At 69.3% G+C, this 25,443-nt stretch carries 30 protein-coding genes; 11 read left to right on the top strand and 19 right to left on the bottom strand.

Features of this window, described 5'->3' with window-relative positions; translation table 11 throughout:
* Positions 1-8: 8 nt before the first annotated feature.
* A complete protein-coding gene (locus LPC10_RS04690) occupies positions 9-1,244 on the bottom strand; it encodes an aspartate kinase (RefSeq protein ID WP_231345675.1) in 1,236 nt (411 codons plus the stop codon).
* A gap of 176 nt (positions 1,245-1,420) precedes the next feature.
* On the opposite strand from LPC10_RS04690, the gene ubiG reads away from it, so the two are divergent.
* The 3 genes from ubiG (at position 1,421) to LPC10_RS04705 (ending at position 3,975) form a co-directional block, all read left to right on the top strand.
* Complete coding sequence (ubiG, locus tag LPC10_RS04695; RefSeq protein WP_231345676.1) at positions 1,421-2,158, top strand: bifunctional 2-polyprenyl-6-hydroxyphenol methylase/3-demethylubiquinol 3-O-methyltransferase UbiG; 738 nt, start codon at positions 1,421-1,423, stop codon at positions 2,156-2,158.
* A gap of 140 nt (positions 2,159-2,298) precedes the next feature.
* A complete protein-coding gene (locus LPC10_RS04700) occupies positions 2,299-2,871 on the top strand; it encodes a YbhB/YbcL family Raf kinase inhibitor-like protein (protein ID WP_231345677.1) in 573 nt (190 codons plus the stop codon).
* Between the two features lie 123 nt (positions 2,872-2,994).
* Entirely contained in the window at positions 2,995-3,975 is a 981-nt protein-coding gene (locus tag LPC10_RS04705; RefSeq protein ID WP_231345678.1) for an NADPH:quinone oxidoreductase family protein, read from the top strand.
* A 33-nt stretch (positions 3,976-4,008) separates the two neighbouring features.
* On the opposite strand, the gene ruvC is transcribed toward LPC10_RS04705, so the two are convergent.
* Positions 4,009-4,578 (bottom strand): crossover junction endodeoxyribonuclease RuvC, encoded by a 570-nt coding sequence (ruvC, locus tag LPC10_RS04710; protein WP_231345679.1) that lies wholly within the window; start codon positions 4,576-4,578, stop codon positions 4,009-4,011.
* Positions 4,579-4,667: 89 nt separating this feature from the next.
* Positions 4,668-5,297 (bottom strand): YceI family protein, encoded by a 630-nt coding sequence (locus LPC10_RS04715; RefSeq protein WP_231345680.1) that lies wholly within the window; start codon positions 5,295-5,297, stop codon positions 4,668-4,670.
* Between the two features lie 85 nt (positions 5,298-5,382).
* Here LPC10_RS04715 and ruvA point away from each other — a divergent pair, with 85 nt between their 5' ends.
* Positions 5,383-6,009: a Holliday junction branch migration protein RuvA gene (ruvA, locus tag LPC10_RS04720; RefSeq protein ID WP_231345681.1), complete on the top strand. Its 627-nt coding sequence runs from the start codon at positions 5,383-5,385 to the stop codon at positions 6,007-6,009.
* A 62-nt stretch (positions 6,010-6,071) separates the two neighbouring features.
* Here the strand turns inward: ruvA and LPC10_RS04725 are convergent, their stop codons facing one another.
* Entirely contained in the window at positions 6,072-6,368 is a 297-nt protein-coding gene (locus LPC10_RS04725) for a DUF3572 domain-containing protein (RefSeq protein WP_231345682.1), read from the bottom strand.
* A 77-nt stretch (positions 6,369-6,445) separates the two neighbouring features.
* On the opposite strand from LPC10_RS04725, the gene LPC10_RS04730 reads away from it, so the two are divergent.
* Entirely contained in the window at positions 6,446-6,826 is a 381-nt protein-coding gene (locus LPC10_RS04730) for a response regulator (RefSeq protein WP_003599942.1), read from the top strand.
* Between the two features lie 55 nt (positions 6,827-6,881).
* Positions 6,882-8,255, top strand: a complete 1,374-nt coding sequence (locus LPC10_RS04735) for a PleD family two-component system response regulator (RefSeq protein ID WP_231345683.1) — start codon at positions 6,882-6,884, stop codon at positions 8,253-8,255.
* 5 nt (positions 8,256-8,260) lie between these two features.
* Here the strand turns inward: LPC10_RS04735 and LPC10_RS04740 are convergent, their stop codons facing one another.
* Positions 8,261-8,743 carry an Rrf2 family transcriptional regulator gene (locus LPC10_RS04740; RefSeq protein ID WP_231345684.1) on the bottom strand — a complete coding sequence of 161 codons (483 nt, stop codon included), beginning with the start codon at positions 8,741-8,743 and terminating at the stop codon, positions 8,261-8,263.
* A 94-nt stretch (positions 8,744-8,837) separates the two neighbouring features.
* Here LPC10_RS04740 and hmpA point away from each other — a divergent pair, with 94 nt between their 5' ends.
* On the top strand, positions 8,838-10,082 hold the full coding sequence (gene hmpA, locus LPC10_RS04745; RefSeq protein WP_231345685.1) for an NO-inducible flavohemoprotein: 1,245 nt from the start codon (positions 8,838-8,840) through the stop codon (positions 10,080-10,082).
* A gap of 30 nt (positions 10,083-10,112) precedes the next feature.
* Here the strand turns inward: hmpA and LPC10_RS04750 are convergent, their stop codons facing one another.
* From LPC10_RS04750 to LPC10_RS04770, 5 genes are all read right to left on the bottom strand, one after another.
* Positions 10,113-10,277 carry a hypothetical protein gene (locus tag LPC10_RS04750; protein WP_231345686.1) on the bottom strand — a complete coding sequence of 55 codons (165 nt, stop codon included), beginning with the start codon at positions 10,275-10,277 and terminating at the stop codon, positions 10,113-10,115.
* A gap of 41 nt (positions 10,278-10,318) precedes the next feature.
* Positions 10,319-10,648, bottom strand: a complete 330-nt coding sequence (locus tag LPC10_RS04755; RefSeq protein ID WP_231345687.1) for a hypothetical protein — start codon at positions 10,646-10,648, stop codon at positions 10,319-10,321.
* Positions 10,638-10,922 (bottom strand): hypothetical protein, encoded by a 285-nt coding sequence (locus LPC10_RS04760; RefSeq protein WP_231345688.1) that lies wholly within the window; start codon positions 10,920-10,922, stop codon positions 10,638-10,640. Before LPC10_RS04760 ends, LPC10_RS04755 begins: the two co-directional genes overlap by 11 nt.
* Positions 10,923-11,061: 139 nt before the next feature.
* Positions 11,062-12,039, bottom strand: a complete 978-nt coding sequence (cysK, locus tag LPC10_RS04765; RefSeq protein ID WP_231345689.1) for a cysteine synthase A — start codon at positions 12,037-12,039, stop codon at positions 11,062-11,064.
* Positions 12,040-12,764: 725 nt separating this feature from the next.
* Positions 12,765-13,262 carry an META domain-containing protein gene (locus LPC10_RS04770; protein ID WP_231345690.1) on the bottom strand — a complete coding sequence of 166 codons (498 nt, stop codon included), beginning with the start codon at positions 13,260-13,262 and terminating at the stop codon, positions 12,765-12,767.
* A gap of 489 nt (positions 13,263-13,751) precedes the next feature.
* Between LPC10_RS04770 and LPC10_RS04775 the strand changes: the two genes are divergently transcribed.
* Positions 13,752-14,030 carry an XRE family transcriptional regulator gene (locus LPC10_RS04775; protein WP_108942796.1) on the top strand — a complete coding sequence of 93 codons (279 nt, stop codon included), beginning with the start codon at positions 13,752-13,754 and terminating at the stop codon, positions 14,028-14,030.
* A 111-nt stretch (positions 14,031-14,141) separates the two neighbouring features.
* Here the strand turns inward: LPC10_RS04775 and LPC10_RS04780 are convergent, their stop codons facing one another.
* Positions 14,142-15,383: an NAD(P)/FAD-dependent oxidoreductase gene (locus LPC10_RS04780; RefSeq protein WP_231345692.1), complete on the bottom strand. Its 1,242-nt coding sequence runs from the start codon at positions 15,381-15,383 to the stop codon at positions 14,142-14,144.
* On the bottom strand, positions 15,380-16,366 hold the full coding sequence (locus LPC10_RS04785; RefSeq protein WP_231345693.1) for a LysR family transcriptional regulator: 987 nt from the start codon (positions 16,364-16,366) through the stop codon (positions 15,380-15,382). Before LPC10_RS04785 ends, LPC10_RS04780 begins: the two co-directional genes overlap by 4 nt.
* 206 nt (positions 16,367-16,572) lie before the next feature.
* On the opposite strand from LPC10_RS04785, the gene LPC10_RS04790 reads away from it, so the two are divergent.
* Together LPC10_RS04790 and LPC10_RS04795 are read left to right on the top strand one after the other, a co-directional pair.
* Positions 16,573-17,619, top strand: coding sequence for a class 1 fructose-bisphosphatase (locus tag LPC10_RS04790; protein WP_231345694.1), 1,047 nt, complete (start codon positions 16,573-16,575; stop codon positions 17,617-17,619).
* A gap of 160 nt (positions 17,620-17,779) precedes the next feature.
* A complete protein-coding gene (locus LPC10_RS04795; RefSeq protein WP_231345695.1) occupies positions 17,780-18,643 on the top strand; it encodes a phosphoribulokinase in 864 nt (287 codons plus the stop codon).
* 116 nt (positions 18,644-18,759) lie between these two features.
* Here the strand turns inward: LPC10_RS04795 and LPC10_RS04800 are convergent, their stop codons facing one another.
* The 5 genes from LPC10_RS04800 to LPC10_RS04820 form a co-directional block, all read right to left on the bottom strand.
* Positions 18,760-19,647 carry a hypothetical protein gene (locus tag LPC10_RS04800; RefSeq protein ID WP_231345696.1) on the bottom strand — a complete coding sequence of 296 codons (888 nt, stop codon included), beginning with the start codon at positions 19,645-19,647 and terminating at the stop codon, positions 18,760-18,762.
* A gap of 261 nt (positions 19,648-19,908) precedes the next feature.
* Positions 19,909-20,655 (bottom strand): YebC/PmpR family DNA-binding transcriptional regulator, encoded by a 747-nt coding sequence (locus LPC10_RS04805; RefSeq protein ID WP_231345697.1) that lies wholly within the window; start codon positions 20,653-20,655, stop codon positions 19,909-19,911.
* Positions 20,656-20,785: 130 nt separating this feature from the next.
* A complete protein-coding gene (locus tag LPC10_RS04810) occupies positions 20,786-21,004 on the bottom strand; it encodes a hypothetical protein (RefSeq protein WP_231345698.1) in 219 nt (72 codons plus the stop codon).
* Positions 21,005-21,265: 261 nt separating this feature from the next.
* Positions 21,266-22,078 carry an MBL fold metallo-hydrolase gene (locus LPC10_RS04815; RefSeq protein ID WP_231345699.1) on the bottom strand — a complete coding sequence of 271 codons (813 nt, stop codon included), beginning with the start codon at positions 22,076-22,078 and terminating at the stop codon, positions 21,266-21,268.
* Between the two features lie 31 nt (positions 22,079-22,109).
* The gene (locus LPC10_RS04820; protein ID WP_231345700.1) at positions 22,110-22,322 is read right to left on the bottom strand and encodes a hypothetical protein; all 213 of its coding nucleotides are present in this window, start codon (positions 22,320-22,322) and stop codon (positions 22,110-22,112) included.
* A 173-nt stretch (positions 22,323-22,495) separates the two neighbouring features.
* Here LPC10_RS04820 and LPC10_RS04825 point away from each other — a divergent pair, with 173 nt between their 5' ends.
* Positions 22,496-22,819: a hypothetical protein gene (locus LPC10_RS04825; RefSeq protein WP_231345701.1), complete on the top strand. Its 324-nt coding sequence runs from the start codon at positions 22,496-22,498 to the stop codon at positions 22,817-22,819.
* 51 nt (positions 22,820-22,870) lie between these two features.
* On the opposite strand, the gene LPC10_RS04830 is transcribed toward LPC10_RS04825, so the two are convergent.
* Both LPC10_RS04830 and LPC10_RS04835 read right to left on the bottom strand, forming a co-directional pair.
* A complete protein-coding gene (locus LPC10_RS04830) occupies positions 22,871-23,980 on the bottom strand; it encodes a GNAT family N-acetyltransferase (protein ID WP_231345702.1) in 1,110 nt (369 codons plus the stop codon).
* Between the two features lie 53 nt (positions 23,981-24,033).
* Complete coding sequence (locus LPC10_RS04835; protein WP_231345703.1) at positions 24,034-25,410, bottom strand: lipopolysaccharide biosynthesis protein; 1,377 nt, start codon at positions 25,408-25,410, stop codon at positions 24,034-24,036.
* Positions 25,411-25,443 lie beyond the last annotated feature (33 nt).

The raw sequence follows: 25,443 nt of genomic DNA on the forward strand, positions 1-25,443 counted from the left end.
GAGAACGGTCAGGCCTGGTCGAGGCCGTATAGCGAGTGGAGCGTGCGCACGGCAAGCTCCGTGTAGGCGGCATCGATCAGGACCGAGAACTTGATCTCGGAGGTGGTGATCGCGCGAATGTTGATACCCTTCTGCGCCAGCGCCCGGAAGGCCTTGGCTGCAACGCCCGCATGCGAGCGCATGCCGACGCCGATCGCCGACACCTTCACGACATCGGTGGCGCCCTCGATCTGACCGAACTGGATCGTGTCGCGCTGGGCGTCGAGGATGGCGCGGGAGCGCTCGTACTCGGCCGCCGGCACGGTGAAGGTCATGTCGGTGGTCGATTGGTCGCCGGACACGGTCTGGATGATCATGTCGACATTGATGTTGGCATCCGCCAGCGGGCCGAAGATCGCCGCGGCGATGCCGGGACTGTCCTTCACGGCGCGCAGGGTGATCTGCGCCTCGTCCTTCGAGAAGGCGATGCCGGTGATGATCTGCTGTTCCACGATTTGGTCCTCGTCGCAGATGAGGGTGCCCGGCCGCGCGGCATCGGGGGGATCGAAGGAGGAGCGCACCGTGGTCGGCACCCGGTGCACCATGGCGAGCTCGACCGAGCGCACCTGAAGCACCTTGGCGCCCAGAGACGCCATCTCCAGCATCTCCTCGAAGGTCACGCGCTCCATGCGCTGGGCCTTGGGCACCACGCGCGGATCGGTGGTGTAGACCCCGTCCACGTCCGTGTAGATGTCGCAGCGCTCGGCGCCGATGGCGGCAGCGATGGCGACCGCGGACGTATCCGAGCCGCCGCGTCCCAGCGTCGCGATCCGGCCGGTCTCGGCGTTCACGCCCTGGAAGCCGGCGATGACGGCGACCTCGCCGCGCTTGAAACCCTCGTCGAGGTTCTTCGGGTCGATGCCCTCGATTCGGGCCGAGCCGTGCGCGTCGGAGGTGTGGATCGGGATCTGCCAGCCCTGCCAGGAACGGGCCTTGATGCCGTCCTTGTTGAGCGCGATCGCGAGCAAGCCCGAGGTGACCTGCTCGCCGGACGCCACGACGGTGTCGTACTCCGCCGCGCCGTAGAGCGGATCGGCGTCCTTGACCCAGCCGACCAGTTCGTTGGTCTTGCCCGACATCGCCGAGACCACGACCGCGACCTCGTAGCCGGCCGAGACCTCGCGGGCGACGTGGCGCGCCACGTTGCGGATGCGGTCGACGTTGGCGACGGAGGTGCCGCCGAATTTCATCACCAAACGGGGCATGTCGCGTCCGGTCTGCTCATCCTGTCCCCACCGTCCCGGCCGCGAGGCCGGCGCGCCGCGTCACACGGAAAACAACACGGCGCGGCTGTACCGGGGATGCGCCCGGCGGGTACAAGGGCCCCCCGGCCGTGTCAATCGGACGGATGGCAGGTTGAAACGTTACGAAAGCGAGCCGGATGACGGGTGCCTCGATCGACCGGGACGAAGTGGCGCGCTTCGACGCCCTGGCCGCGCGCTGGTGGGATGAGCGCGGGCCGATGGCGGTTCTGCACAAGTTCAATCCGGTCCGGGTCGGCTATATCCGCGACGAGGCCTGCCGCATCTTCGACCGCGACCCGGCCGCACCCTTTCCCCTCGAAGGGCTGACCGTCATCGATATCGGCTGCGGCGGCGGCGTGCTGTCGGAGCCTCTGGCGCGGCTCGGCGCGACGGTCACGGGCCTCGATCCGGCAACCGGCAACATCGTGGCGGCCCGCGCCCACGCCGAGGCCGAGGGGCTCGCCATCGATTACCGCGACGAGACCATCGAGGCGGTGGCGGCGCGGGGCGAGCGCTTCGACATCGTGCTCGCCATGGAGGTGGTGGAGCACGTCTCCGACCGCGCCGGCTTCCTGCGCGCCTGCTGCACCACCGTGAAGCCCGGCGGCCTGCTGTTCGCCGCCACCCTCAACCGGACCATGCGCTCCTTCGCGCTCGCCATCGTCGGGGCCGAGTACGTGCTGCGCTGGCTGCCGCGGGGCACCCACGATTGGGAGAAGTTCGTGACGCCGGCCGAACTGTCCGCCGACATCGCGGCCGGCGGCCTCACCGTCACCGACACCACCGGCGTGGTCTACAATCCGCTGGGCGATTCCTGGCGCGCAAGCCGCGACACGGGAGTGAACTACATGGTCGCGGCCCACCGCCCCGCCTGAATGTCTGTCACACATCGCGCGTAGCGCCGTGCTCGCCAGAACGAGAACGGTCGGTCATCCGGAGTTCCGTGAGGCACTCTGAACGAAGCCGGGCGGCGTTCGTTGAGGGTTTTTCGCAAGGGAAACGAGAGCCCTCGCCGATGCTCGAAAAGCTGCCGCACGCTGTCGGCGAAGCCCTGTCCGGCCTCAGGGCCGGCGCGGAGAAGGCCGCGTTCCACACGGTCGCCGCGGAAGCTCCCCCGACCTTGCGCGTGACGAGCGAGGCCTTCGCCGACACGGCGCCGATCCCCGCCCGCTACACGGCGGACGGCGACGGGCTCTCGCCGCCGCTCGCCGTCGCCGGCGTGCCGGAGGATGCGGCGGCCCTGGTGCTGTTCGTCGAGGATCCGGACGCGCCCTCCCCTCACCCCCTCGTTCACCTCATCGCCTGGAACCTGACACCGGAAGACCAGGGGTTCCCGGAAGGGACCTTCGCGGGCCCGGCCGGCAACGGCGCTCGATACGATCTCGGCCGCAACTCGTTCCTGAAGGACGGCTGGCTGCCTCCGGACCCGCCGACGGGGCATGGGCCGCACCACTACCTTTTCCAGGTCTTCGCACTGGCCCGCCCCGCGGAACTGCCCGCCTCGCCGGGCCGCACCGCCCTGCTCGATGCACTCCGAGGCAACGTGATCGCCAAGGGCCTGCTGACGGGGACCTGCGAGCGTCCTTGAGCGTCTTGCGCTCAAGCCGCGCCTGCAGGCATGAGCGTCGTCGAACGCGTGCCGATGAGCCCGCCTCTCCCCGCGTGCGGAAATGAGGGGTGAGTCACGAGGTTTAAGGGAGACGGCCCCGACATGAAGGCCCTGGTGTGCAGCCGGCTCGGCGGGCCGGAGGATCTGAGCCTCGAGGATCTGCCCGATCCGGTGCCGGGGCCCGGCGAAGCGCTGGTGCGCGTGCGGATCGCCGCGCTGAATTTCTTCGACACGCTCATCATCGCCGGCCGCTATCAGGTGAAGCCGGCGCTGCCGTTCTCGCCGGGCGGCGAGGCCTGCGGCGTGATCGAGGCCCTCGGGCCGGGCGCGGAAAACTTTTCCGTCGGCGACCGGGTGATGGTCCATCTCAGCCACGGCACCGCCCGCGAGCGGATCGCGGTTCCGGCGAAGCGCCTCGCGCGGGTTCCGGAGGCGGTCTCCGACGCCGTCGCCGCCGGGCTCTCGATCACCTACGGCACGACGCTCCACGCGCTACGGGACCGCGCGGAGATCCGGCCGGGCGAGACCCTCGTCGTGCTCGGGGCCTCGGGTGGGGTCGGGCTCGCCGCGGTCGAGCTTGGCAAGCTGCTCGGCGCGCGCGTCATCGCCTGCGCCTCCTCGCCGGAAAAGCTCGAGACGGCTCGCGCCCACGGCGCCGACGACCTCGTCGACTACCGGGCGAACAATCTGCGCGAGGAATTGCGGCGACTGACCGGCGAGCGGGGAGTCGATGTGGTCTACGACGCGGTCGGCGGGGATTTCGCCGAACCGGCCATGCGCGCACTCGGCTGGAAGGGCCGCTTCCTCGTGATCGGCTTCGCCGCGGGCGAGATCCCGAAATTTCCCCTCAACGTCATCATGCTCAAGGGCATCGACGTGCAGGGCGTGCATTGGGGCGCCTTCGTCGAACGCGAGCCGGAGGCGCACGGTGCGAACCAAGCCCAGCTGCTCGCTTGGGCGGCGGAGGGCAAGCTCACCGTGAAGGTGCACGGCACCTATCCGCTCGGCGCCTACGAGGAGGCCCTCGGCGTGCTCGTCCGCCGCGAGGCAGTCGGTAAGGTTCTGCTCGACCTGGAAGGGTGACCCCTCACCCGCGGTGGCGCCGCGGGCCGGCCCTTACTGGTCGAGCCGCGCCAGCGCCGCGGCGATGCGGGCCGCGCCCGGCCCTCCCCCGGTGGCGACGGCGTGGCGGCGGTCGAGGGCGATGGCGCCGCGGTGGCTCGCATGGGTGATGGCGATGGCGAGCGCGTCGGCCGCGTCGGCGAGCTTGAATTCCGCCTTCGGCAGCAGGAACTTCACCATCGCCTGGATCTGCACCTTCTCGGCGTGGCCGTTGCCCGCCACGGTCTTCTTCACGAGGTTGGCGGCGTATTCCGCCACCGGCAATCCGGCGAGGGCCGGCACCAACAGAGCGACGGCGCGGGCATGGCCGAGCTTGAGCGTGGCCTGCGCATCCTTGTTGACGAAGGTCTCCTCCACCGAGACCTCGTCGGGCGCATGGGCCGCGATGACGCGGCTGAGGCCCTCGTGCAATTCACGCAGGCGCAAGGCCAGGGGCAGGTCGCCGTCGGAGGTGACAACGCCGCAGGCGAGGTAGGACAGCTTGCTGCCCCGCGCCGTGATCAGCCCCCAGCCGGTGCGGCGCAGGCCGGGATCGATGCCGAGAATGCGGACGTCCGTGGTCATGGCCTCGGCCTCCTTCAGAGCAGCGATCCGGTACGGCACGTACCGTGAACAAAGCCTTGCCGCAAACCCTCGACCCGCGCCAGCGGCGTCTACTGGAGCTTGAACTCGCCCTCTAGCCGGAGCGCCACCTCGTCGCCGAGCAGCGGCAGGAAGGCGTTCACTCCGAAATCGGAGCGCTTGATCACCGTCCAGCCGTCGAATCCCACGGAGTAGATCTTGTCGACCGGGTTGACGCCCGCCTGGTTGAAGGTGGCGTCGAACGAAACCGGCTTCGACACGCCGCGCAGGGTGAGCGTTCCGTTGACCCGCGCGGTGGTCGGCCCCGTCGGCTCGATCGATTGGCTCACGAAGGTGGCCTCGGGAAACTTGCCCGAATCGAGGAAGTCCGGCGTCTTGAGGTGGGCGTTGAGCTTGTCATTCAGCGCGTTGGCGCTGCCGGTGCCGATCTTGGCCGAGAGGGTGCTCTTGCCCGGCGCGGCGGGATCGAGGACGAGTTCGCCCGTCACATCCGTGAACTGACCGTAATAGGTCGAGAAGCCGAGATGGTTGATCGACCAAGTGATCTTGCCGTGCGCAGGGTCGAGGCGGTAGCGCCCGGCCTTCACCTGTCCCGGATCCTTGGTCAGGGCCGGAGGGGCCTCCTGCGCGTGGAGTCCGCCGGGCGCGGCGAGGGCGAAACCCGCCATCAGGAGGGCGGCGAGGGCGAGCGTGCGCTTCATGCGGTCACCTTGTCGGTTGTGCCGCCAAGACGGATATGGCCTTAGGCCAAGCGCGGCAACGGACCCGAGGGAAGCTCACGCTCACATGATCGGCAAACTCAAGGGGATCGTCGATTCCTACGGAGAGGATTTCGTGATCCTCGACGTGAACGGCGTCGGCTACGTCGTCCACTGCTCCGCCCGGACGCTGCAGCGCCTGCCTTCGCCCGGCGAGGCCACGGATCTGGCCATCGAGACGCATGTGCGCGAGGACATGATCCGCCTCTACGGCTTCCGCTCCGATGCCGAGCGGGAGTGGTTCCGCCTGCTTCAGACGGTGCAGGGCGTCGGCACCCGCGTGGCGCTCGGCGTGCTGTCGGTGCTGGAGCCATCCGCCCTCGCGACCGCCATCGCCACCGGCGACAAGGGCTCGGTCGCTCGCGCCCCCGGCGTCGGCCCGCGGCTGGCCGCCCGCCTCGTGGCGGAGCTGAAGGACAAGGCGCCTGCCTTCGCCCCCGTCGATCCCGCGCTCATGGCGCTCAGCGGCGCCATCGAGGACCGCACCGCACCGCAGCCGGTCGCGGATGCGATCTCGGCGCTGGTCAATCTCGGTTATCCCCAGGTTCAGGCCTCGGCCGCCATCGCCGCCGCCCTGAAGGGCCTGGGCGACGGTGCCGACACGGTGGAGGCCAAGACGCTGATCCGGCTCGGCCTGCGGGAGTTGGCGCGCTAGAGCGTCACCTTTTTCCGACACCCGGCGACCGCCTTCCGGGATGATGCTCGAGATTCTCCTCCTCAGCCGCCGTCATCGAAGGGAGGCGGCTGCAGGCGCTGCCAGGCGGAAGCGATCCGCTCCGGCCTCACTTCGAGCGCCTCGGCACAAGCGAGCAGCGACGGTTCGTCGCTCATCACATGATCGAGAACGGCACCGAGGAAGCCGGGATCGTGTAGGCTCTCGCGCAGCGTTCCGGGTTCGAGGCCGCTCGCGGCGACGAATCGGAACAGCCGATCCTCGTCGGCGGCGAGCCAACCCAGCACATCGACCGCGAGACGTTCGCTCGCCGCATCACTATGATCAAGTTTGCGTTTCATCAACGAGTAGCAGTTTAAGAGAGTACGAGGGCCGGGCCACGGGGTGGAACGCCATCGCGACCGCGCCGGAGCAGGTCATGAAGAAAACCGTTCTCATCGTTGAAGACAACGAGCTGAACATGAAGCTCTTCAACGATCTGCTGGAGGCGCACGGCTACGCCACACTCAAGACCGCCAACGGTATCGAGGCGATTGAACTGGCGCGCGCGCACCACCCAGACTTGATCCTGATGGACATCCAGCTTCCCGAAGTCTCGGGCCTGGAAGTGACAAAGTGGCTCAAGGACGACGACGACCTTCGTAACATTCCCGTGATCGCTATCACCGCTTTTGCAATGAAAGGCGACGAGGAACGCATCCGCGAAGGGGGTTGCGAGGCCTATTTGTCCAAGCCAATCTCGGTTGCCAAGTTTTTGGCAACGGTCAGGCGCTATATTGGCGATGACGGCGCTCCTTAAGACCACTTCGGACTGAATGCCGTCGCGGTCGTGAAGGCCGCGCATCGGAGGAACGATGTCCGCTCGCGTCCTGATCGTGGATGATCTCTACCCCAACGTACGGCTGCTCGAGACGAAGCTGTCTCTCGAGTATTTCGACGTGGTCGTGGCGATGAACGGGCCCGACGCCCTAGCGATCTGCGAGAAGGGCGCCTGCGACGTCGTGCTGCTCGACGTGATGATGCCGGGCATGGACGGATTCGAGGTCTGCCGCCGGCTCAAGTCCAACCCCGCCACCGCGCACCTGCCGGTGGTGATCGTCACCGCCCTCGACCAGCCCGCCGACCGGCTGCGGGGTCTCGACGCCGGCGCCGACGACTTCCTGACCAAGCCGATCGACGACACCGCGCTGATGACGCGGGTGCGCAGCCTCGTGCGGCTGAAGGCCGTGACCGACGAGCTGCGCTCCCGCGCCCTCGCGACGCGCGAGATCGGCGGTCCCGATCCCCTGGTTCTGGCCGCCGCCGATACGGGTGAAGGTGCGCGCATCCTCCTCGTGGAGGACCGGCCGAGCGCGATCGACCGCATCGGCACCGCCCTCTCCCAACACCATCAGGTCACCGTCGAGACCGATCCTCACCGCGCCCTGGTGCGGGCGCCCGAGGAGGGGTTCGACCTCGCCCTGGTGAGCCTCGACCTCGAAGGCTTCGACGGCCTGCGCCTGTGCAGCCAGCTCCGCTCGCTGGAGCGGACCCGCAACATGGCGCTGATCATGATCGGCGAGATGCACGAGAAGGCCCGCATCACCCGCGGCCTCGATTTCGGCGTCAACGACTACCTGCTGCGCCCGGTCGATCGCAACGAGTTGGTCGCGCGGGTGCGAACCCAGGTGCGGCGGCGGCGCTTCTCGGAGACCCTGCGCGGCGCCCTCCAGGCCTCGATGGAACTGGCGATCACCGACGATCTGACCGGCCTGCACAACCGGCGCTACCTCGACCGGCATCTCGGCCCGGTCTTCGGTGAGGCGGCGCTGCAGCAGAAGGGCCTCGCCTGCCTGCTTCTCGACATCGACCGCTTCAAGCTCATCAACGACACCTACGGCCACGAGGCCGGTGACGAGGTGCTGCGCGCCTTCGCCGAGCGCATCCGCCAGTACGTGCGGCCGATGGACATCCTCGCCCGCTACGGCGGCGAGGAGATCGTGATGGTGGTGCCCGGTGCCGAACTGCCCGACGCCCGCGCCATCGCCGAGCGCATCCGCGAGCGGATCGAGGCGACGCCCTTCGCCATCGACGGCGGGACACGCGACATCGGCGTGACCGTCTCGGTCGGCGTGTCGGTGCGGCGCGCGACCGATACCGGCCCGGCCGACCTGCTCAAGCGCGCCGACACCGCCCTCTATCGCGCCAAATCCTTCGGCCGGAACCGGGTCGAGGCGGCCGCGGCCTAGTCGAGTCAGGCGCCCTCGGGCTCGGGAACCGAGACCCCCGCCGCGGCAGCCGGCGGGAATAGGCCGAGAAGCCGTGCGACCTCGTCACCGTCCGCCCCGCCGAGAAGGTCGGCCAGGGTGTAGCGGTCGAGGACCGCCAGGAACGCCGCGAGCGCCTCGCCCAGAGCGCGCCGCAGGCGGCAGGGTGCGGTGATCGCGCAGGAACCGCCGGAGAAGCACTCCACCAGCGCGAGGTCGTCCTCGGTCGCCCGAACCACGGCGCCGACCACGATCTCGGCAGGCGGCTTGGCGAGGCGAAGGCCGCCGCCCCGTCCCCGGATCGTCTGGATCAGCCCGAGCCGTCCGAGCTGATGCACCACCTTCGTGAGATGACTCTCCGAGATGCCGTAAGCCCGCGCGATCTCGGCGATCGAACTCTGTCGCGGTTCGCGTAGGCCGACATAGATCAGGGTGCGGAGCGCGTAGTCCGTGTAGCGGGTCAGGCGCATGACGGATCCGAAGGGTTTTTAAGGTACATTTCAGTTGCATCTTTTACGACGGTGCGGCAAAAGGTTCCTATCGAATGGATCTTTGGATTCGCCCATGCCCGCACCGCTCTCCCCCCAGACCATCGCCGTCGTCAAAGCCACCGTTCCGGCCCTCGAGACCCACGGGCTCGCCATCACGCGGCGCATGTACGAGCGCCTGTTCGAGAACACCGAGATCCGTGACCTCTTCAATCAGTCGCATCACGGTGAAACCGGTTCGCAACCGAAGGCGCTCGCTCTGGCTGTTCTGGCCTATGCTCGCAACATCGACAATCTCGGCGTATTGACGGGCGCTGTCGAGCGCATCGCTCAGAAGCATGTCGCACTCAACATTCTGCCGGAGCACTATCCTCACGTTGCCGACGCCCTGCTCGCGGCGATCCGCGACGTGCTCGGTGAGGCGGCAACGCCCGAAATCCTCACGGCCTGGGGCGAGGCGTACTGGTTCCTGGCGGAGCTGCTGATCGGCCGCGAGGCGACGATCTACCGGGATCAGGCGTCCAAGACCGGCGGCTGGAACGGCTGGCGCGATTTCGTGGTCGAGAGCGTCACCTCGGAAAGCGAGACGATCCGCTCCTTCGTGCTGGTCCCCACGGACGGCGGGCCGGTGCTGCGGCACGAGCCGGGGCAGTATCTCGGCTTCCTCGTCGACCTGCCGGGCCGGGGCGTGCTGAAGCGGAACTACTCGATCTCCTGCGCCCCCAACGACCGTGCCTACCGCATCACCGTCAAGCGTGAGGCCGCATCGGACCGGCCGGCCGGCCTCGTCTCGAACTGGCTGCACGCGGAGGCTCAACCCGGAACCGTGCTGAAGGTCGCCGCCCCCGCGGGCGACTTCTTCCTCGATCGCGCGAGCACCGAGCCGGTGGTCCTCGTCAGCGGCGGCGTCGGCCTCACCCCGATGGTCAGCATGCTGGAGAGCCTCGTGCAGGAGGCGCCCGAGCGTCCGGCCTGGTTCGTCCACGGCGCCCTGAACGGACGGGTCCACGCCATGCGCGACCACGTGCGCAGCCTCGTCGCGAACCGCGAGAGCCTGTCCGCCCGCACCTTCTACGCCGAGCCGGAGGCTCAGGACCGGCCCGGCGAGCATTACGACGAGGCGGGGCTGGTGACGGCGGAGTGGCTCGCGGCGAACACGCCTTCGGATCGAGCGACCTACTATCTGTGCGGTCCCAAGCCCTTCCTCGCCGCCCTGTCGAACGGCCTCACCCGTGCGGGCGTGCCGGCGGAGCGGGTCCGCTTCGAGTTCTTCGGCCCGGCCGACGAGCTTCTGGACGAGGCGCCGAGGCAGGCGGCCTGAGGCGCGGACGCGACCGGGCCGGGAATCGGTTCAGCCGGCGCCCGGATCGGTCTCGTTGCCCTGCGACGGCACGCCCGGCTTGCCGTCGGTCTTCTCGTTCGGGTCCTTGACCGCGTCGGGGGCGCTGTTGGCGGGCTTGTCCCCGCCTCTGCGCTCCCGATCCTTTTCGCGATCGCCCCCGTCCTGCCCGTTCATCGTCACGCTCCCTCAAGAATCCGGAATCGTATCGGGGCCGCTCAGGATCGCTTGGCCCGATCGGGTTCGCCCGCGACCGGCTCCCCCTCGCGCGGACCGGCCGAGGCCTTGCGGTCGGAATGGCCGCCGGAGGAGCCGCCGAGCGCGGGCGGGGTCCGTCCCTCCGCATCGCTTCCCTGGCTGCCCGCGCCCCACTCGCCTCGCCGCTCCGCATCGGATCGCCCGCCGGAGCCCTGGCCGGTGATCGCCGCCTGCTCGGGCGTCTGATGGCCGCCCCCAGCCGGATGAGGGCCGGGCGAGCCGACGGCCTCGTCGGGCTTGCGGGTACCGGTGTTGCTCAGGTCCTCGTCGGGCCGGTTCTCATTTCCCATCGCGGCCTCCATCAGAGGCGCCGTGGCGCGGCGGCTCCTCCTGGCCGACGGCGGCGGTGGCGCGCTCGATCGCCTCCTGCGCCGTCGCGTCGGGCTGGGTCCGGGAGGACGGATCGGACATCCGGCGCAAATCATCCAAGCGCGTCCCGGCTTCAGTCGGCCCCGCTGCGTCGCGTGCGGCGCCCGGGCGATCCGTGCCGAATTCCGGGCCGCTGCGGTCCGCGTCGGCCGCCATGGGCGGCGGCCGGTTGGGAGACGTCTCCGTCATCATCATCCTCCAGATCTGACCGGGACAACCATCCGGGACCGGAGGAGTTGCGGTGCGGGTCCGTCGCAGACCCGCACCGCGTTTTCCCTATCAAGGAGCATCGTCTTTTTCGGAAAAGCCGGCGCCCACCTTTCGGGACGATGCTTCAGCCGATGCCCTCGAACAGCACCGACGAGATGTAGCGCTCGGCGAACGAGCAGGCGACGGTGACGATGCGCTTGCCCTGGAATTCGGGGCGGCCCGCCAGCTCCAGCGCCGCGGCGACGTTGCCGCCGGTCGAGATGCCGCCGGGAATTCCCTCGAACTTGGCCAGATCCCGCGCCGTGTCGATCGCCTGCTGGTTCGACACCTTGAGCACGCCGTCGAGGATGTCGGTGTGCAGGTTGTCGGGGATGAAGCCGGCGCCGATGCCCTGGATCTTGTGCGGTCCGGGCTGGCCGCCGGAGATCACGGGGCTGTCCACCGGCTCCACCGCGAACACCTTGAGGCCGGGCAGACGCGGCTTGAGCACCTCGCCGACGCCGGTCACCGTGCCGCCGGTGCCGACACCCGCCACGAAGGCGTCGAGCTGGCCTTGCGTATCGTTCCAGATCTCCTCGGCGGTCGTCTTGCGGTGGATCTCGGGGTTGGCCGGGTTGGAGAATTGCTGCGGCATCACCGCGCCGTCGATCTCGCGCAGCAATTCCTCGGCGCGGGCGATTGCGCCCTTCATGCCCTGCGGGCCGGGGGTCAGTTCGAGCTGCGCGCCGAGGAACGCGAGCATCTTGCGCCGCTCCAGCGACATCGTCTCCGGCATGACAAGGATCAGGCGGTAGCCGCGGGCGGCGGCGACGAAGGCCAGCGCGATGCCGGTGTTGCCCGAGGTCGGCTCGACCAGCGTCCCGCCGGGCTTGAGCCGGCCGGAGGCTTCGAGCGCGTCGATCATGTTGACGCCGATGCGATCCTTCACGGACGAGATCGGGTTGAAGAATTCGAGCTTGAGCAGGATCTCGGCATCGACGCCGCGCTCCTTGGTGAGCCGGTTGAGGCGCACGAGCGGCGTGTTGCCGATGGTCTCGGTGATCGAGCCGTAGACGCGGCCGTGACCAGGCTTCCGAACGTCCGGGGTCGAGGTGTCTGTCATCGTCTGTCCGCTCCCTGAGCGCTTCCGGGCCGACGCGATCACCGGGCCGGCGCAAGCGCGCCACCACAAGAAGGGCTTCGCATCGGTCCGAGGGAAGATGACCGGCACTCGGCAAAGCCGATGCGAAACCAGAAACTTAGCGCTCCCGCCGAAGCGGAGGCCGCTGCGGCGACGCGTAGCCGATTTCACAGGCTCCGTCGAGCTTCACAGCCGTCGGATACCGGTCTTTACACGGAGAGCGGATAGCTGAGCTTGGGCAGAGAATTTTATTTTCTTTTTTCGCGCCCGGACGACAGTATTGTCATCCTCATAGCATCGCCTCAACGACGCTGTACCATCGCCACCGCGTCTCAGATCGCGAACAGGGGCACTGCGAGGATCAGGACGGCGATGCCCGCGCTAGTCGCGAGGGCGGCCAAGCCTGCAGCCCCCTCGTGCTGGGCGCGGAGAAAGTCGTAGCGCGTCGCGGCGGAGCCTGACGGCCGAACTCTCGGGACGACGCGCTGGTGAACCCGGCCGATCCGCATTCCGTCTCTCCGCCTGAACGGCCGCGCGGGAGCGCGACCGGGGCTGCCAAGAAACGGTCCGTGGGCCTGACGGAGAATGAATCCGGACCGCCGTCCGCGAATCATCGTCAACGGGGTCTTACCCAGGCTGTCGACATGGCGTCGCGCCGGCGCATTCGAGGCCGGCGCGATGGCCGAGAACCCGGTCCGAAGTGTCTCTCACAGCGCCCGGTCGAAGCGCAGCTCGCCGTTCTGGCTGCGGATCACGAGCTGCGAACCGTCGAGGTCCCACTTGCCCGCCGTGCGCAGGGCGATGAGGAAGGCTTGCTCGGAGGCCGCCAGGGCCTTGTCGCAAGTCTTCTTGGTCAGCGCCAAGGGACCGACGGCGAGGTGCTGCTCACGCAGCGGGAAGGCGGTGGCGGTGAAGGTGTTGCAGCCGCCGTAGCCGCGGGCGCGGTACTGCGCATCGATGATGAAGCTCGGACGGTCGATGCCGGTGAACGGCTTGCCGTTCATGCTGACCGCGGTCCACATCGCGCCGAGGGGAAACATCTTCTCCTGCGGCTTGGCGCCAGGGACGTATTGCGGCTTCTTCTCCGGCTGCTTGCCGGCACCGAAGCCGGACGGATTGCCGCCCATGCCCATCTGCGCCATCGCCGGCGCGGCCGCGAACGCGGCAACCGCACAGGCCAGCGCGGCGGTCAGCATCCTGTTCATCGTTCAGCCCCCTTTCTGCTCGGCTGCCTCACCCCGGAGCCCGGCTGGCCGCACATCGCACGGACACGGCTCTCGACTCTTCGCCCATTGCGGCGCGCAGGCTCCGAACGGTTCGGGTCGCGCACCCGGTCTTGGCATCTGGTTCTGGGCGCTAGGGGGAATCGACACAGATTCAAGCACAATTATGGTGAAGACCCCTCCGGGATCCGGTTCGGCGGCGATCCTGTCCTGTTCCAGGCGCCGCAAACCTTGTGCGTCAGGACGTTCCGGTGAGCGAGCCGGCCAGACCGGACGAAATGCCGTTTCTCACAAGCTTTGCCGAAACGAACCGGGCCTTCGGATGGTTGATGGGGCGTTCCCGTGCCCGATGCCCGTGCCCGATGGCGCGGGGTGGCCAGGATGCGTGGCACAAATTGCGCGCTGAAGAGTGAGGAGAGCGGTTTGACCGGATCGGATGAAGGCGTGTCGAGCGGTGCCTCCCCCAACACGATGAATGCGGCCCAGTGCCGGGGCGCCCGCGGCCTGCTCGGCTGGTCGGAGACGGAACTGGCTCGCCGTTCGGGACTGGACGAGGGTTTCGTGAAGGGGTTCGAGGCCGGCACCGGCGATCCCGCCTCCGGCCAGGTCGAGGCCCTGCGCAGCGCCCTGATGCAGGGCGGCGTCGTCTTCACCAACGGCGCGACGCCGGGCGTGCGGCTCTCCGAGCAGCAGCGGGGCGGCGACGAGGGCACGCGGGTCGATCAGCTCACCACCGAGAACGACCGGTAGAGCATCGTCCCGAAAGGTGGCCGCCGGCTTTCGGGAAAAAGACGATGCAAAAGCAAGAGGTGAGAGCATCGTGCTGGATCCGATATCCAGCACGATGCTCAAGGTCCGCCCTTACCCTGTCGCCAGAGCCTTGAGGTCGAAGCTCGGGTCGGTGGCCTGTTCCGGCGTCAGCACCTTGCCAGAGGCGAGCAGGCGCCGGGCGGCCATGTGATCGGCAGGGCGATCGATCGACTCGACGGCGCTGAGCGCGTCGCCGCGGAAGCGGAACACCGAGAAGCCGGCACCGACTCGGCGCAGGACGCTCGCGTCACCCGGTGCGGCGAGCCCGGCGATCTGGAGTTTGCGCGGTCCCTGGTCGCTCCAGAACCACGGCACCGCGTCGTAGGCGGCGGGCCGGCCGGTGAGGCGCGCGGCGAGGCAACGGCCCTGATCGACCGCATTCTGCACCGATTCGATCCGCACACGGTCGCCGCCGGGCATTCCCGCCGCGAAGCGGCTGGGGAAGCGGACGCAATCGCCGATGGCCGAGATCGCCGGATCGCTGGTGGCGAGGACGGCATCGACCTCAATGCCGTCGCGGACGGCGAGGCCGGCTTCCGCGGCGAGTTCGTGGTTCGGTACCACCCCGATGCCGACGAGCACGAGGTCGGCAGGCAGGTTCTGCCCATCGGCCGTGCGGATCGCCGTGGCGCGCCCCCCTGCGCCTTCGATGGCGGTGACGCCCGCCCCGAACAGGAAGCGGACGCCGACCTCCTCGTGGAAGGCGCGGAACGTCTCCGAGGTCTCCGGCGAGACCGCCCGCGCCATCACCCGCTCGGCCGCCTCGATCACCGTGACGGAGAGGCCTCGGTCGGCGCAGACCGCCGCGAATTCCAGGCCGATGAAGCCGGCCCCCACCACCACGATCCGGCGCACGCCCTCGATCGCGGTACGAAGGGCATCGGCATCGTCGAGGGAGCGGAGCTGACGCACGCCCGCGAGATCGCCCCCCGGCACCGGCAGGGCCCGGTTGCGGGTGCCGGTGGCGAGGATGAGATGATCGTAGGCGAGATGCTCGCCGTCCGAGAGCTGCACACGGCGCTCCGCCCGGTCGATCGCCGTCACCCGCGTGCCGGACCGGTGGTCGATGCGGTGCTCGGCGAAAAAGCTCTCCTGCCGCAGGAGCAGACCGCGGGCATCGGTCTTGCCGGCGAGATAGGCCTTGGACAGAGGCGGGCGCTGGTAGGGGAGCGCGGTCTCCTCACCGACCAGGGTCAGGCGCCCGGCAAATCCCGCCTCCCGCAGCGAGGCGGCGGCCTGGAAGCCGGCCTGTCCCGCGCCTACGATGACGATCGACTCCACAGCTCCGCTCATTCGCCCGCCTCGGCTGGACTCGGCACCGCCTTGGACGCCGGTGCAGCCGCCCCTTCCGCGAAGAAGCCGCCGGGGATGGTCGGCAGGAAGCGGCGCCCCTCATGCGCGAGATAGTCCCAGAACGCGTCGGAGGCCGGGCCGAGCACCTTGTCGGCGCGGCGAACGACGTACCAGTCCCGACGGATCGGCAAGCCCTGCACATCGAGCAGGACGAGGCGTCCGCTCTCGATCTCCGCCGCCACCGAGTGGCCGGACAGGAGCGCGATGCCGAGCCCCGCCATCACCGCCTGTTTCAGCGTCTCGTTCGAGCCCGAATCGATCCCGAGCTTGGCCCGGCGGATCATCACGCCGCTCATGAACTCCTCGAATACCGAGCGGGTGCCCGAGCCCTCCTCGCGCACGAGGAAGGACTCCTCCGCCAGATCCGCGCGGGTCAGCCCCCGCCGCCCGGCCATCGGGTGGTTGGGGGCGGCGATCAAAACCAGGGGATGGGGTCCGAAGGTCTCCGCCTCGATGGCGAAGTCCCGCGGCGGGCGGCCCATGATGGCGAAGTCGATGTCGTAGTTGCGCAGCGCCTCGATCGTATCCTGGCGATTGCCGACGGTGAGCGAGATCTCGACCTTCGGGTGGCTCTCCATGAACCCCGCGATCACCTGCGGCGCGAAGTACTTCGCCGTCGAGACCACGCCGAGGCCGACCCGGCCACCGCCGCCGCCCTTGAGCGTGCGCAGCCGGTCGGTGCAGGTCTCCAGCACGGTGTTGATGCTGTTGATCGCCCACAGCATCTCGCGGCCGGCATCGGTCGGTTTGAGGCCGGTCGGCGTCCGGTCGAACAGGAGGAGGCCGGCCTCCTCCTCGAGCTGGCGGATGCGGGCGTAGAGCGCGGCGGACGTGACGTTCAGCTCCTGCGCGGCCCGCGTCATGGTCCCGAGCCGCGCGACCGCTGCGACCGCCTGAAGCTGCTTGAGCGAGAGATTGCGCATGCCTCGTTTTTAGTTTTTTTGCGGGGCACCACAAGTTTTTTTAGAAAACCTTCGACAGCACTCCCCTGCCGTCTGGCGCTGCCGCCTCGCCGCAGAGTATCATAGGGCCAGACGGGCCTGCACGCCTTCGCGCACGCATGGCCGGCAAGAACGCCGCGCAGGACCTCAGGTGTCCCGCGGCCGCGACGGGAGCGAGCCTTAAAACGATGACGAAGCCGTACGGGTCATCCCTCGACGACCATCTCGACGCCGAGGTCGCGCGCGACGCCTCGCTGGCCGACACCGCCGCCACGATCCGGGCGCTGGCCGCCGCGGCGATCGACGTGAGCGAGACCGTGGGCCGCGGGTCACTGGCGGGTGATCTCGCTGCCCAGGGCGAGCACAACAGCGACGGCGACGTGCAGAAGGCGCTCGACGTGATCGCCCACAAGCGCTTCATGCAGGCGCTGGAGGAAGCGCCCGTGGCGCAGGTCGCCTCGGAGGAAGCCGAGGACGTGGTCGAACTGAAGCCCGACGCGCCGCTGGCGGTGGCGATCGACCCGCTCGACGGCTCTTCGAATATCGGCGTCGGCATGGTGGTCGGCACCATCTTCGGCATCCGCCCCGTGACGCGGGGTGACGACCCGAACGCCTCGTTCCTGACGCCGGGCACGACGCAGACGGCCGCGGGCTTCGTCGTCTACGGCCCGGCCACGACCTTCGTCGTCACGCTCGGCAACGGCACCCGCATCTTCACCCTCGACCGGACGGACAAGGTCTTCCGCCTCACCCACGACGCGATGAAGATCGTGGCAACCGCCAACGAGTACGCGATCAACGCCTCGAACGTGCGGCACTGGGACGGCCCGGTGAAGTCCTTCATCGAGGATTGCCTGCGCGGCTCGGAGGGCCCGCGCGACCGCGACTTCAACATGCGCTGGACCGCCGCCCTGGTGGCGGATGCGCAGCGCGTCCTGATCCGTGGCGGCGTGTTCCTGTATCCGGGCGACAACCGGAAGGGCTACGCGCAGGGGCGCCTACGCCTGCTCTACGAGACCGCCCCCATCGCCTTCCTGATCGAGCAGGCGGGCGGCGCGGCCACCGACGGCCAGCACCGCATCATGGAGCGCGTCGCCTCCAAGATCCACGAGCGCTCGCCGCTGGTCTTCGGCTCCACCGAGGAGGTCGAGTGCGTGGCCAAGTACTATGACGGGCGCCAGCCCAGCGCCGGCCGCTCACCCCTGTTCGGCCAGCGCGGCCTGATGCGGAGTTGATAAAAGGACGCTTCGTCCCCAACCTGTGGTCGGGGACGAAGCGTCCGGCGGACGACCGCCGCCGCGAAGGTTAGTCCCTCCTGCGCGCGGGCAGAAGGCGGTGATTCGGGATCATCGCCTTCTGGAACCCAGCACTCGGCCCGATTCATCTGAAAAGCCCATGTCGGCGCGTCATCCCATCATCTCGGTCACCGGCTCCTCAGGGGCCGGGACCACCTCCGTCCGCAACACCTTCGAGCAGATCTTCCGTCGGGAGGATGTCAGCGCCGTCTACATCGAGGGCGACGGCTTCCACGCCTACGACCGCGACACCATGCGCGCGATGATGGCGCACGAACCGACGCTGAGCCACTTCGCGCCGCGGGCCAACCTCCTGCCGGAGCTGGAGGAGGTGTTTCGCAGCTACAGCGAATCCGGCACCGGCCGCACCCGGCACTACGTCCACGACGAAGCGGACGCAGCGCGTTACGGCGGCGTACCGATCGGTACCTTCACGCGGTGGGAGCCGTTCCAGCCGGGATCGGACCTGTTGTTCTACGAGGGCCTGCACGGCTGCGTGGTCGACAACAACGTCGATCTCGCCCGCTATCCCGATCTCAAGATCGGGGTGGTGCCGGTGATCAACCTCGAATGGATCCAGAAGCTGCACCGGGACCGCTCGACCCGCGGCTACTCCACGGAGGCCGTCACCGACGTGATCCTGCGGCGGATGCCGGACTACGTGCAGACGATCTGCCCACAATTCTCGTGGACGGACATCAACTTCCAGCGGGTGCCGACGGTGGACACCTCGAACCCCTTCATCGCCCGCTGGATCCCGACTGCGGACGAGTCGATGGTGGTGATCCGCTTCAAGGACCCGAAGGGGATCGATTTTTCCTACCTCGTCTCGATGATCCACGACAGCTTCATGAGCCGGGCCAATTCCATCGTCATCCCCGGCGGCAAGCTCGACTTGGCGATGCAGCTCATCCTGACGCCGATCATCATGCAGTTGGTGGAGCGACGGCGGCGGCTGGCGTGAGCCGTCCTGTCCATGCGAGGCGGGGCCGAAGCAATCCGGAACGCCGACTTCTCCGTACAGGCCGCGCCTCTGGATCGCTTCGCATTCGCTCGCGATGACGACGAGGATTGCATTCCTCAGATGCCCGACAGCTCGACGGCGGCCGCGGCTCCCTCTGCATCGAGGAACGCCGCAACAGCCTGCGAAAACTCCGGCGTGCGCAGGTAGCCATAGGACTTGTGGGGATTCACGCTGCCGCGCGGGCGCCGGTAGGCGTTGATCACCGGGCAATCGGTGACGGCGACGCCCAGCATGTTGGGGGCATAGGCCTCGGCCAGCGTCGTGCCGACGGTCGCCACGTCCTCGCGATCGCCGAGATTGCTCCAGCGGGCGACGGCGTAGGGCACGCGCAGGGGTCCGTGCTCCTCAGCCAGCCGATGCTTGATCTCGGCGAGCCCGAGCGGGGCGCCCAGGGTGACGAGATGGTCGATCCGCGGGCAGCGCCCGTCGCGTTCGAGTTGCCGCAGCACGTCGTAGGCGATCAGCGAGCCCATGGAATGGGCCGCGATCAGCAGCGGCCGGCCGGCATGGCGCTCCAGCGCCTCGCGCAGTCGGTCGCGGGCGGCCGCGCGAAAAATACTGTCCTCGTAATAGCCCCAGAGGTCGTCGAGCCGGTGCTCGATGATGAAGTCGTCGAGCACGAGGCGCCCGGTCTTCTCCTGCGCCCATTCGACGATGCGGTAGAGCCGGTCGGTCAGGGTCGGGGCGCAGGCGCCGTCCGCACTCGGGAAAGGTCCCCTCCCGCGTGCGGGATAGTAGGGCTCCCGGTTGTGATCCTCGGAGAGCGGGGCGTCGTAGCGCAGGTCGGCCCAGTAGACGAAATCGAAGGCCAGATCCGGCCGATCCTCGCCGAGATTGCGCCGCAGCCCCTCGCGGATCGCGGCGGCCCACCAAGCCTGCTTCTCCTCTTTCGGCGGCTTGTTGGCGAGGCCGTGGATGCCGAGGATGAGCGGGCGGTCCTGCATCGATCGGGAGAGGGAGCCTGGCGATGGATCGTTCGCCGGCTCGGCACCGGCATTGCCGGGCATATAGCGCGCAGACCCGATCGATCCGCGCGACAAATCGGCAGCTTGGTTCCTTTGCGGGAAATCTCCTCCCCGTCAGCGGAGAGGAACAACCCGAGCGAAGACGGCGTGGACCCCGTTAAGTAATCCTCACGAAACTCCCGCAGCGCTGTCTTCGCCAGAACGAGAACGGTCGGTGACCGGGAGTTTTGTGAGGCGCCCTTATGCGCCCATCTTCTCCACCAGCGCGTCGGACAGCGCGAAGTTGACGTAGACGTTCTGCACGTCGTCCTGGTCCTCGATCACCTCGACGAGACGGATCAGTTTCTCGCCGGTCTCGTCATCGACGTCGATGGTGTTCTGCGCCTTCCAGATCAGACCGGTGCGGCGCGGCTCGCCGAAACGACCTTCCAGCGCCTTCGACACGTCGCCATAGGCATCCTGGGCGCAGATGACCTCGTGGCCCTCGGCATCCGAGCGCACGTCGTCGGCACCAGCCTCGATGGCGGCCTCCAGCATCGTGTCGGCATCGGCGACGTCGGGGGCAAAGGCGATGACGCCGACACGGTCGAACATGAAGGCGACGGCACCGGTCTCGGCGAGGCTTCCGCCGGACTTGGTGAAGGCCGAGCGCACGTCGCTCGCCGTGCGGTTGCGGTTGTCGGTCTGCGCCTCGACGATCAGGGCGGCGCCGCCGGGGCCGTAGCCCTCGTAGCGGATCTCCTCGTAGTTCTCGCCCTCGTTGCCGGCCGCCTTCTTGATGGCGCGCTCGATGTTGTCCTTGGGCATGTTCTCGGCCCGGGCCGCGAGGATGGCGGCGCGCAGGCGCGGGTTCATCGAGGGGTCGGGCGTGCCGAGCTTGGCCGCCACCGTGATTTCACGGGCGAGCTTACTGAACACCTTCGAGCGGACCGCGTCAACGCGGCCCTTGCGGTGCATGATGTTCTTGAACTGGGAATGCCCGGCCATGGCGGGATGGTCTTCTCGTTCGTGCGGGCGGAGGGCTCCTTTCGCGATAAAAGGATCCTCGACGTCGCGCGGGATGTGTCGGGGGCTCCGCTTATAGGCCGCCGCCGCCCCCCGAGGCAACGCGAGGCGGTTACGGTCCGGTCTCGATCGTCTTCGCAGCCCGCCGCCCGATCCACCACGCCCCGCCCTCCCCCACCGCAACCGCAAGGAGACCGCCGAGCCATAGGGCGGTGAGATGGGGCCCGAGCGTGTCCTTGAAGGCGAAGAGGCCAAGGAAGCCTGCGGTGAGGGCGATGGAACCGGCGAGCGTCACCAGCTTCAGCAGCACGATCGCGATCAGGATCGGCATGTGGTCTCCCATCTTTCCCCCGGCGCCGACGCTCGCCGGCAGCACAGCCGAGATGATAGATCAGGCGGGCGGCGACGAAACCCCTTTTCACAATTGCTGGTGGGACGATCGCGATGCCGACGACCAAGACGAGCAGACTCGGCCCGCGGCGCAAACCCTTGCGTCTCGGCCTCACCGCGCTTCTGGGCGCCCTGGCCGGCGCGACCCTATTCCCGAGACCTGCCAAGGGTCGCGAGAGAAAGGGCGGCGCGCGGGACGATGTCAGGGCTGATCCTGCTCCAGCAAAGCCCGGTAGCGCGCCGCCGAGCGGCTGACCACGGCGCCCGCATCCTCCGTGATATGCAGGCCGAAGGCACCGTAGAGGCGGCCGAACGCCTTCTCTTCGAGCCGTGCCGCGATGCGGGCCACGGTGCCTCCCGAGAGCGGTAGCCAGTTCGGGTAGCTCCACAGGAAGGAGACGCTCTTCCGGTCCGCGCCGGGCTGGACGATGTCGCCCGCGAGCACCGCGCCGCGCCCCTCCGCCCCATCCTGCCAATGCAGCACGGTGCCGCCAGGGAAATGGCCGCCGAGGCGCAGCAGGGTCAGGCCGGGGGCGAGGGCACGCTCGTCCTCGGACCAGAACACCACGCGGTCGTCCGGCCGCATCACCCATTCGCGGTCGCGGGCGTGGAGGTAGACCGGCGCGTCGAAGGCCGCCGCCCAGTCGGGCATGGTGGTGTAGTAGTGGGGATGCGAGATGGCGATGCCGGCAAGGCCGCCGAGCGCCTGCACCAGCGCGACCGTGGCCGGGTCGAGGAGCGCGAGGCAATCCCACAGGACATTGCCCTGCGGCGTCCGGATCAGGAAGGCGCGCTGGCCGATGCCGAAATGGGGTTGGGTCTCGATCTCGAACAGGCCGGGCTCGATCTGCCGCCACGCATTGGCGTGATCGGCCGCAAGCGCCTCGGGGGTCGTCCAGCGCTGACCGGCAGCGGGCACGTATTGCCGCTCCTCGTCACAGATGGGACAGCGCTCGGGCGGGGTCGGGGCGTCGGGGAAGCTGGTCCCGCATGTGACGCAGATCGGGATCGGCACGGGCTCACTCCCGCTCTCGTTCTCCGGACGCTCAGCCGCCGCGAGAGTCCTGGCCACCCGCGGAGCCGGCTTCCTCGCGGGGCGAAGATGTCTCCTCATCACGCTCAGCCGCCATGTCGCCCGGCTCGGTCGGTGCCCGGGAGCGGTGCCCCGGCGCCGGGGCGGCGACCGGGCGCTGCTCGTAGGTCCGGGCGCTCGGGGTCTCGACGGGGTCGTCGGGGCGGGTCGCGTCGGTCGGGCTCAACGGTCGTCTCCGAAGTCTTTGCGCTTGAAGAGCCGCAGGGTGACCCCGGTTCCCTCCTGCGAGAAACGCGCGGGATTTATTGACGAGCGAAGCCGCGAACCGGCTTGGCGCCGAAGCGTTTCACGGGGCAGAACTCGGGCTCTGCCCTTTGGCCCAGATAAGGCCCCACGACGATGCCGCGCTCATTCTCTCTCATCCCTCGCGCTCTGTGTCTCGGCACCGCCGTCTTCGGTCTGGCCGTCACCGCTGCCTCGGCCCAGGAGCGGCCCTACACCCCGGCGCTCACCTGCGCCGCGGTTCAGGCGCTGGTGGCGCGGCAGGGCCGCGTCGTGCTCGCCACGAGCCCGCACGCCTACGAGGCGGTGCATTACGAGAGCGGCGATTGCCGGAACGAGGTGACCGCCCGGCCCGCCTTCGAACCGACCCTCGACGATCCGAACTGCTTCGCCGGCTATCGCTGCGTTCAGCGCAACAACAGCGACAACTCGGCCCGCTGAGGCCTGCTGAGGGCTTGGCAAGGCCTGGAAAGCCCCTCGGATGAGGCGTCGTCAGCCCCGCCGCAGCAGCCGCTTGGCCTCGGCCTTGGCGCGATGCTCGAATCGGGCGAGGCGCAACCGTCGCTCCAGGGAGATCCGGCCGGCGCCCGGTGGCAGAGCGATGATCTCGGCGATGGTCTCGCGCTCGGGGTAGAGACTCTCCAGCGCCGAGCCCGGCATCGTCGCCGAGTCGAGCCGCCCGGCAAAGCCCTCCGCGTGCAGCGCGCGCACGATGGCGTCCTCCAGCACGAGGCCGGGAGCCTGGGCGCGCAGGCCTTCATCGTAGGCGGTCTTGAGCAGGTAGGCGGTCCCGCCGCAGACCAGGGCGAGGCTCGCCGCGACCGTGCGGCCGTCCAGGCGCAGCCCGTCGGCCCGAACCGTCACCGGCCCCTCCTGCGGCCGGAACAGGGCGCGGGCGAAGGCTTCCGTCCGCGGGCGGCTGCGCAGGGCCGTGCCGGCCTCGCCCTTCCAGCCGCCGGCCTCGAGGGCGAGGAAATCCTCCAGCGCCCGCTCCAGCGCCGCCCCCTCTGTCGCACTCTCGACGATCAGCGCTCCCGCCTCCTCCAACCGGCGTCGGCGGCGGCGCAGGTCCTTGAGGCGGCCCTTGTGCGGGTGGCCGGCGAGGAAGGCATCGTAATCGCCTCGCCGGTCGAGAACCGGGCGCTCGAACTGCGCGACGCTACCGATCTGCCAGCCGGCCCGCCCCATGGCGGCGAGGAGCCCGGCTCCGAGGCGGGTCTCGACGGCGAGCAGCGGCCAGCGCCAGGGACGCCCGCCTGAGGCCAGCGCGAGGCCCTCGACGAGGGCGTCGAGCCGACCCTCCAGGCCGGGACCATCGGCGACGAGGGGTGTGGTCGATGTCACGTAGGGCGAGTGGAAGGGCTGCGCGACCGCCGCGCCGAGGCCGGTCATGTCGGGCCGCAGGACGAAGGGCAGCAGCGCCGCAATGTGTCCCCGCTCGCGGACGACCACCGCGGAGAGGCGAGGCGCGCACAGGCCATGGGCACGGTGCGCCGCGACGACCGCCCGCGCGTAGAACGGGTGCGGCGCGACGGCCCGGACGGCCAGAGCGTCCCAGGCCGTCGCCTCCGCCGCGAGCGCGGCGACAGGCTCGACGGCCAAGTCAAGCGATCTGGAGAGAGAGGCGGACGATCCGGAAAGGGACAAGGCGCGCGTCACCGGGCGGCACTCCGTTGGGGAAACCCGACGACCGGCGTCGCGAGCCCGTGAAGGGAGCGCGCGCCGAGCGCTAGGATGAACCCGCGCAGCGTTTGGGCCAGCGCCACCGCGATCGCCGCCCCGGTGACGCCGAGCCAGGGGACCAGAGCGAGGCAAAGTCCGACGGCGAGGATCAGCATCGCCAGGGTGATCCCGGCGCAGAGCCGCTCGCCGCCGAGCATGGTCAGCACGTCCTCGGCGGGTCCGAACAGGCTCGCCGCGACGCTGCCGGCCACGAGGATCGCCAGCACCGGCAGGCTGGCGCGAAACCCCTCGCCGAACAGGCCGAGCAGCAGCGGCGACACCGCGAGGATGGCAAGGCCGACGCCGGCCGTGGCGAGGAACGTCCAGCGCGCCTGCATCCGCACGAGACCGGCGAGCCCGGCCTCGTCGCCCCGCGCGCGGGCGGCGGCGAGGCGCTGCGCGGTGGTGGCCGAGGCCGCGTAATGCACGAAGGCGACGAATTGCTGGATCCGGGTCGCGGCGAAGTACAGGCCGACCGCCTCCGGGGCTGCGAGGAAACCGAGGATCACAACATCGACGAAGCCGAAGGCGCTGGCGGCGAGGTCGCCCGCCGCGATCGGCAGGCAGGCGGTGAGCCATAGCCGCCAGCGGTAGAGGCGCGGGCCGGCCGGCAGATGCCGGCGCAGGCGCGCCAGCAGCAGCCCGGCCTGAACGGCGGCGGCGAGACCGGTCGCGGCCAGCGTGCAGGCGATGGCGACCCAGGCCTCGGCCGGGGCGCCCGCGAGCACGGCGCCGATCATCGCGACCATGATGAGGGCTTGGCGCAGCAGGTAGGGCGGCGCGATGGCCAGCAGCGGCCAGCCCTGGCTGCGGGCCACGCCCTCGAGATAGTCCTGGATGGCGAAGAGCGGCACGACCAAAGCCGCGACGAGGATCGGCGTGCCGTAGGGTCCGGCGAGCAGATCGCCTTGAAGGAGCGCCATGGCGAGGCCGCCGAGCGCGAGGGCAAGCCCGCCGCCGAGGCTCGCCAGCGCCCCGCCGAGCAGGAAGCCGCGCACGCTGTCGAGCCGGTCTGTCGCCTGATCGGCGGGCAGGAAGCGGCAGGCGCCCTGGGACAGGCCGAAGGTCGCGGTGTGGCCGAGGATGGCGATCCAGACCCAGACGGTGGCGAAGATCCCGTATTCCGCGCCGCCCATCATCCGGGCCATCAGGACCTGCGCCCCGTAGGCGAACCCGGCCGCGCCGATGCGGACCGCGAACACGCCGAGCGCGGAGACGGCGGGCGTGGCGCGCGCGGCCCGAAGCCGGACGAGAAGCGCCTCGAACGAGGAGGGCGGGAAGCCTCCCGCGATCACCTTGTCCGCTGCCATGGGGCGCCATCCGACACAGGCGCCGGGCCACGG

Source organism: Methylorubrum sp. B1-46 (assembly GCF_021117295.1).
Classification (GTDB): domain Bacteria; phylum Pseudomonadota; class Alphaproteobacteria; order Rhizobiales; family Beijerinckiaceae; genus Methylobacterium.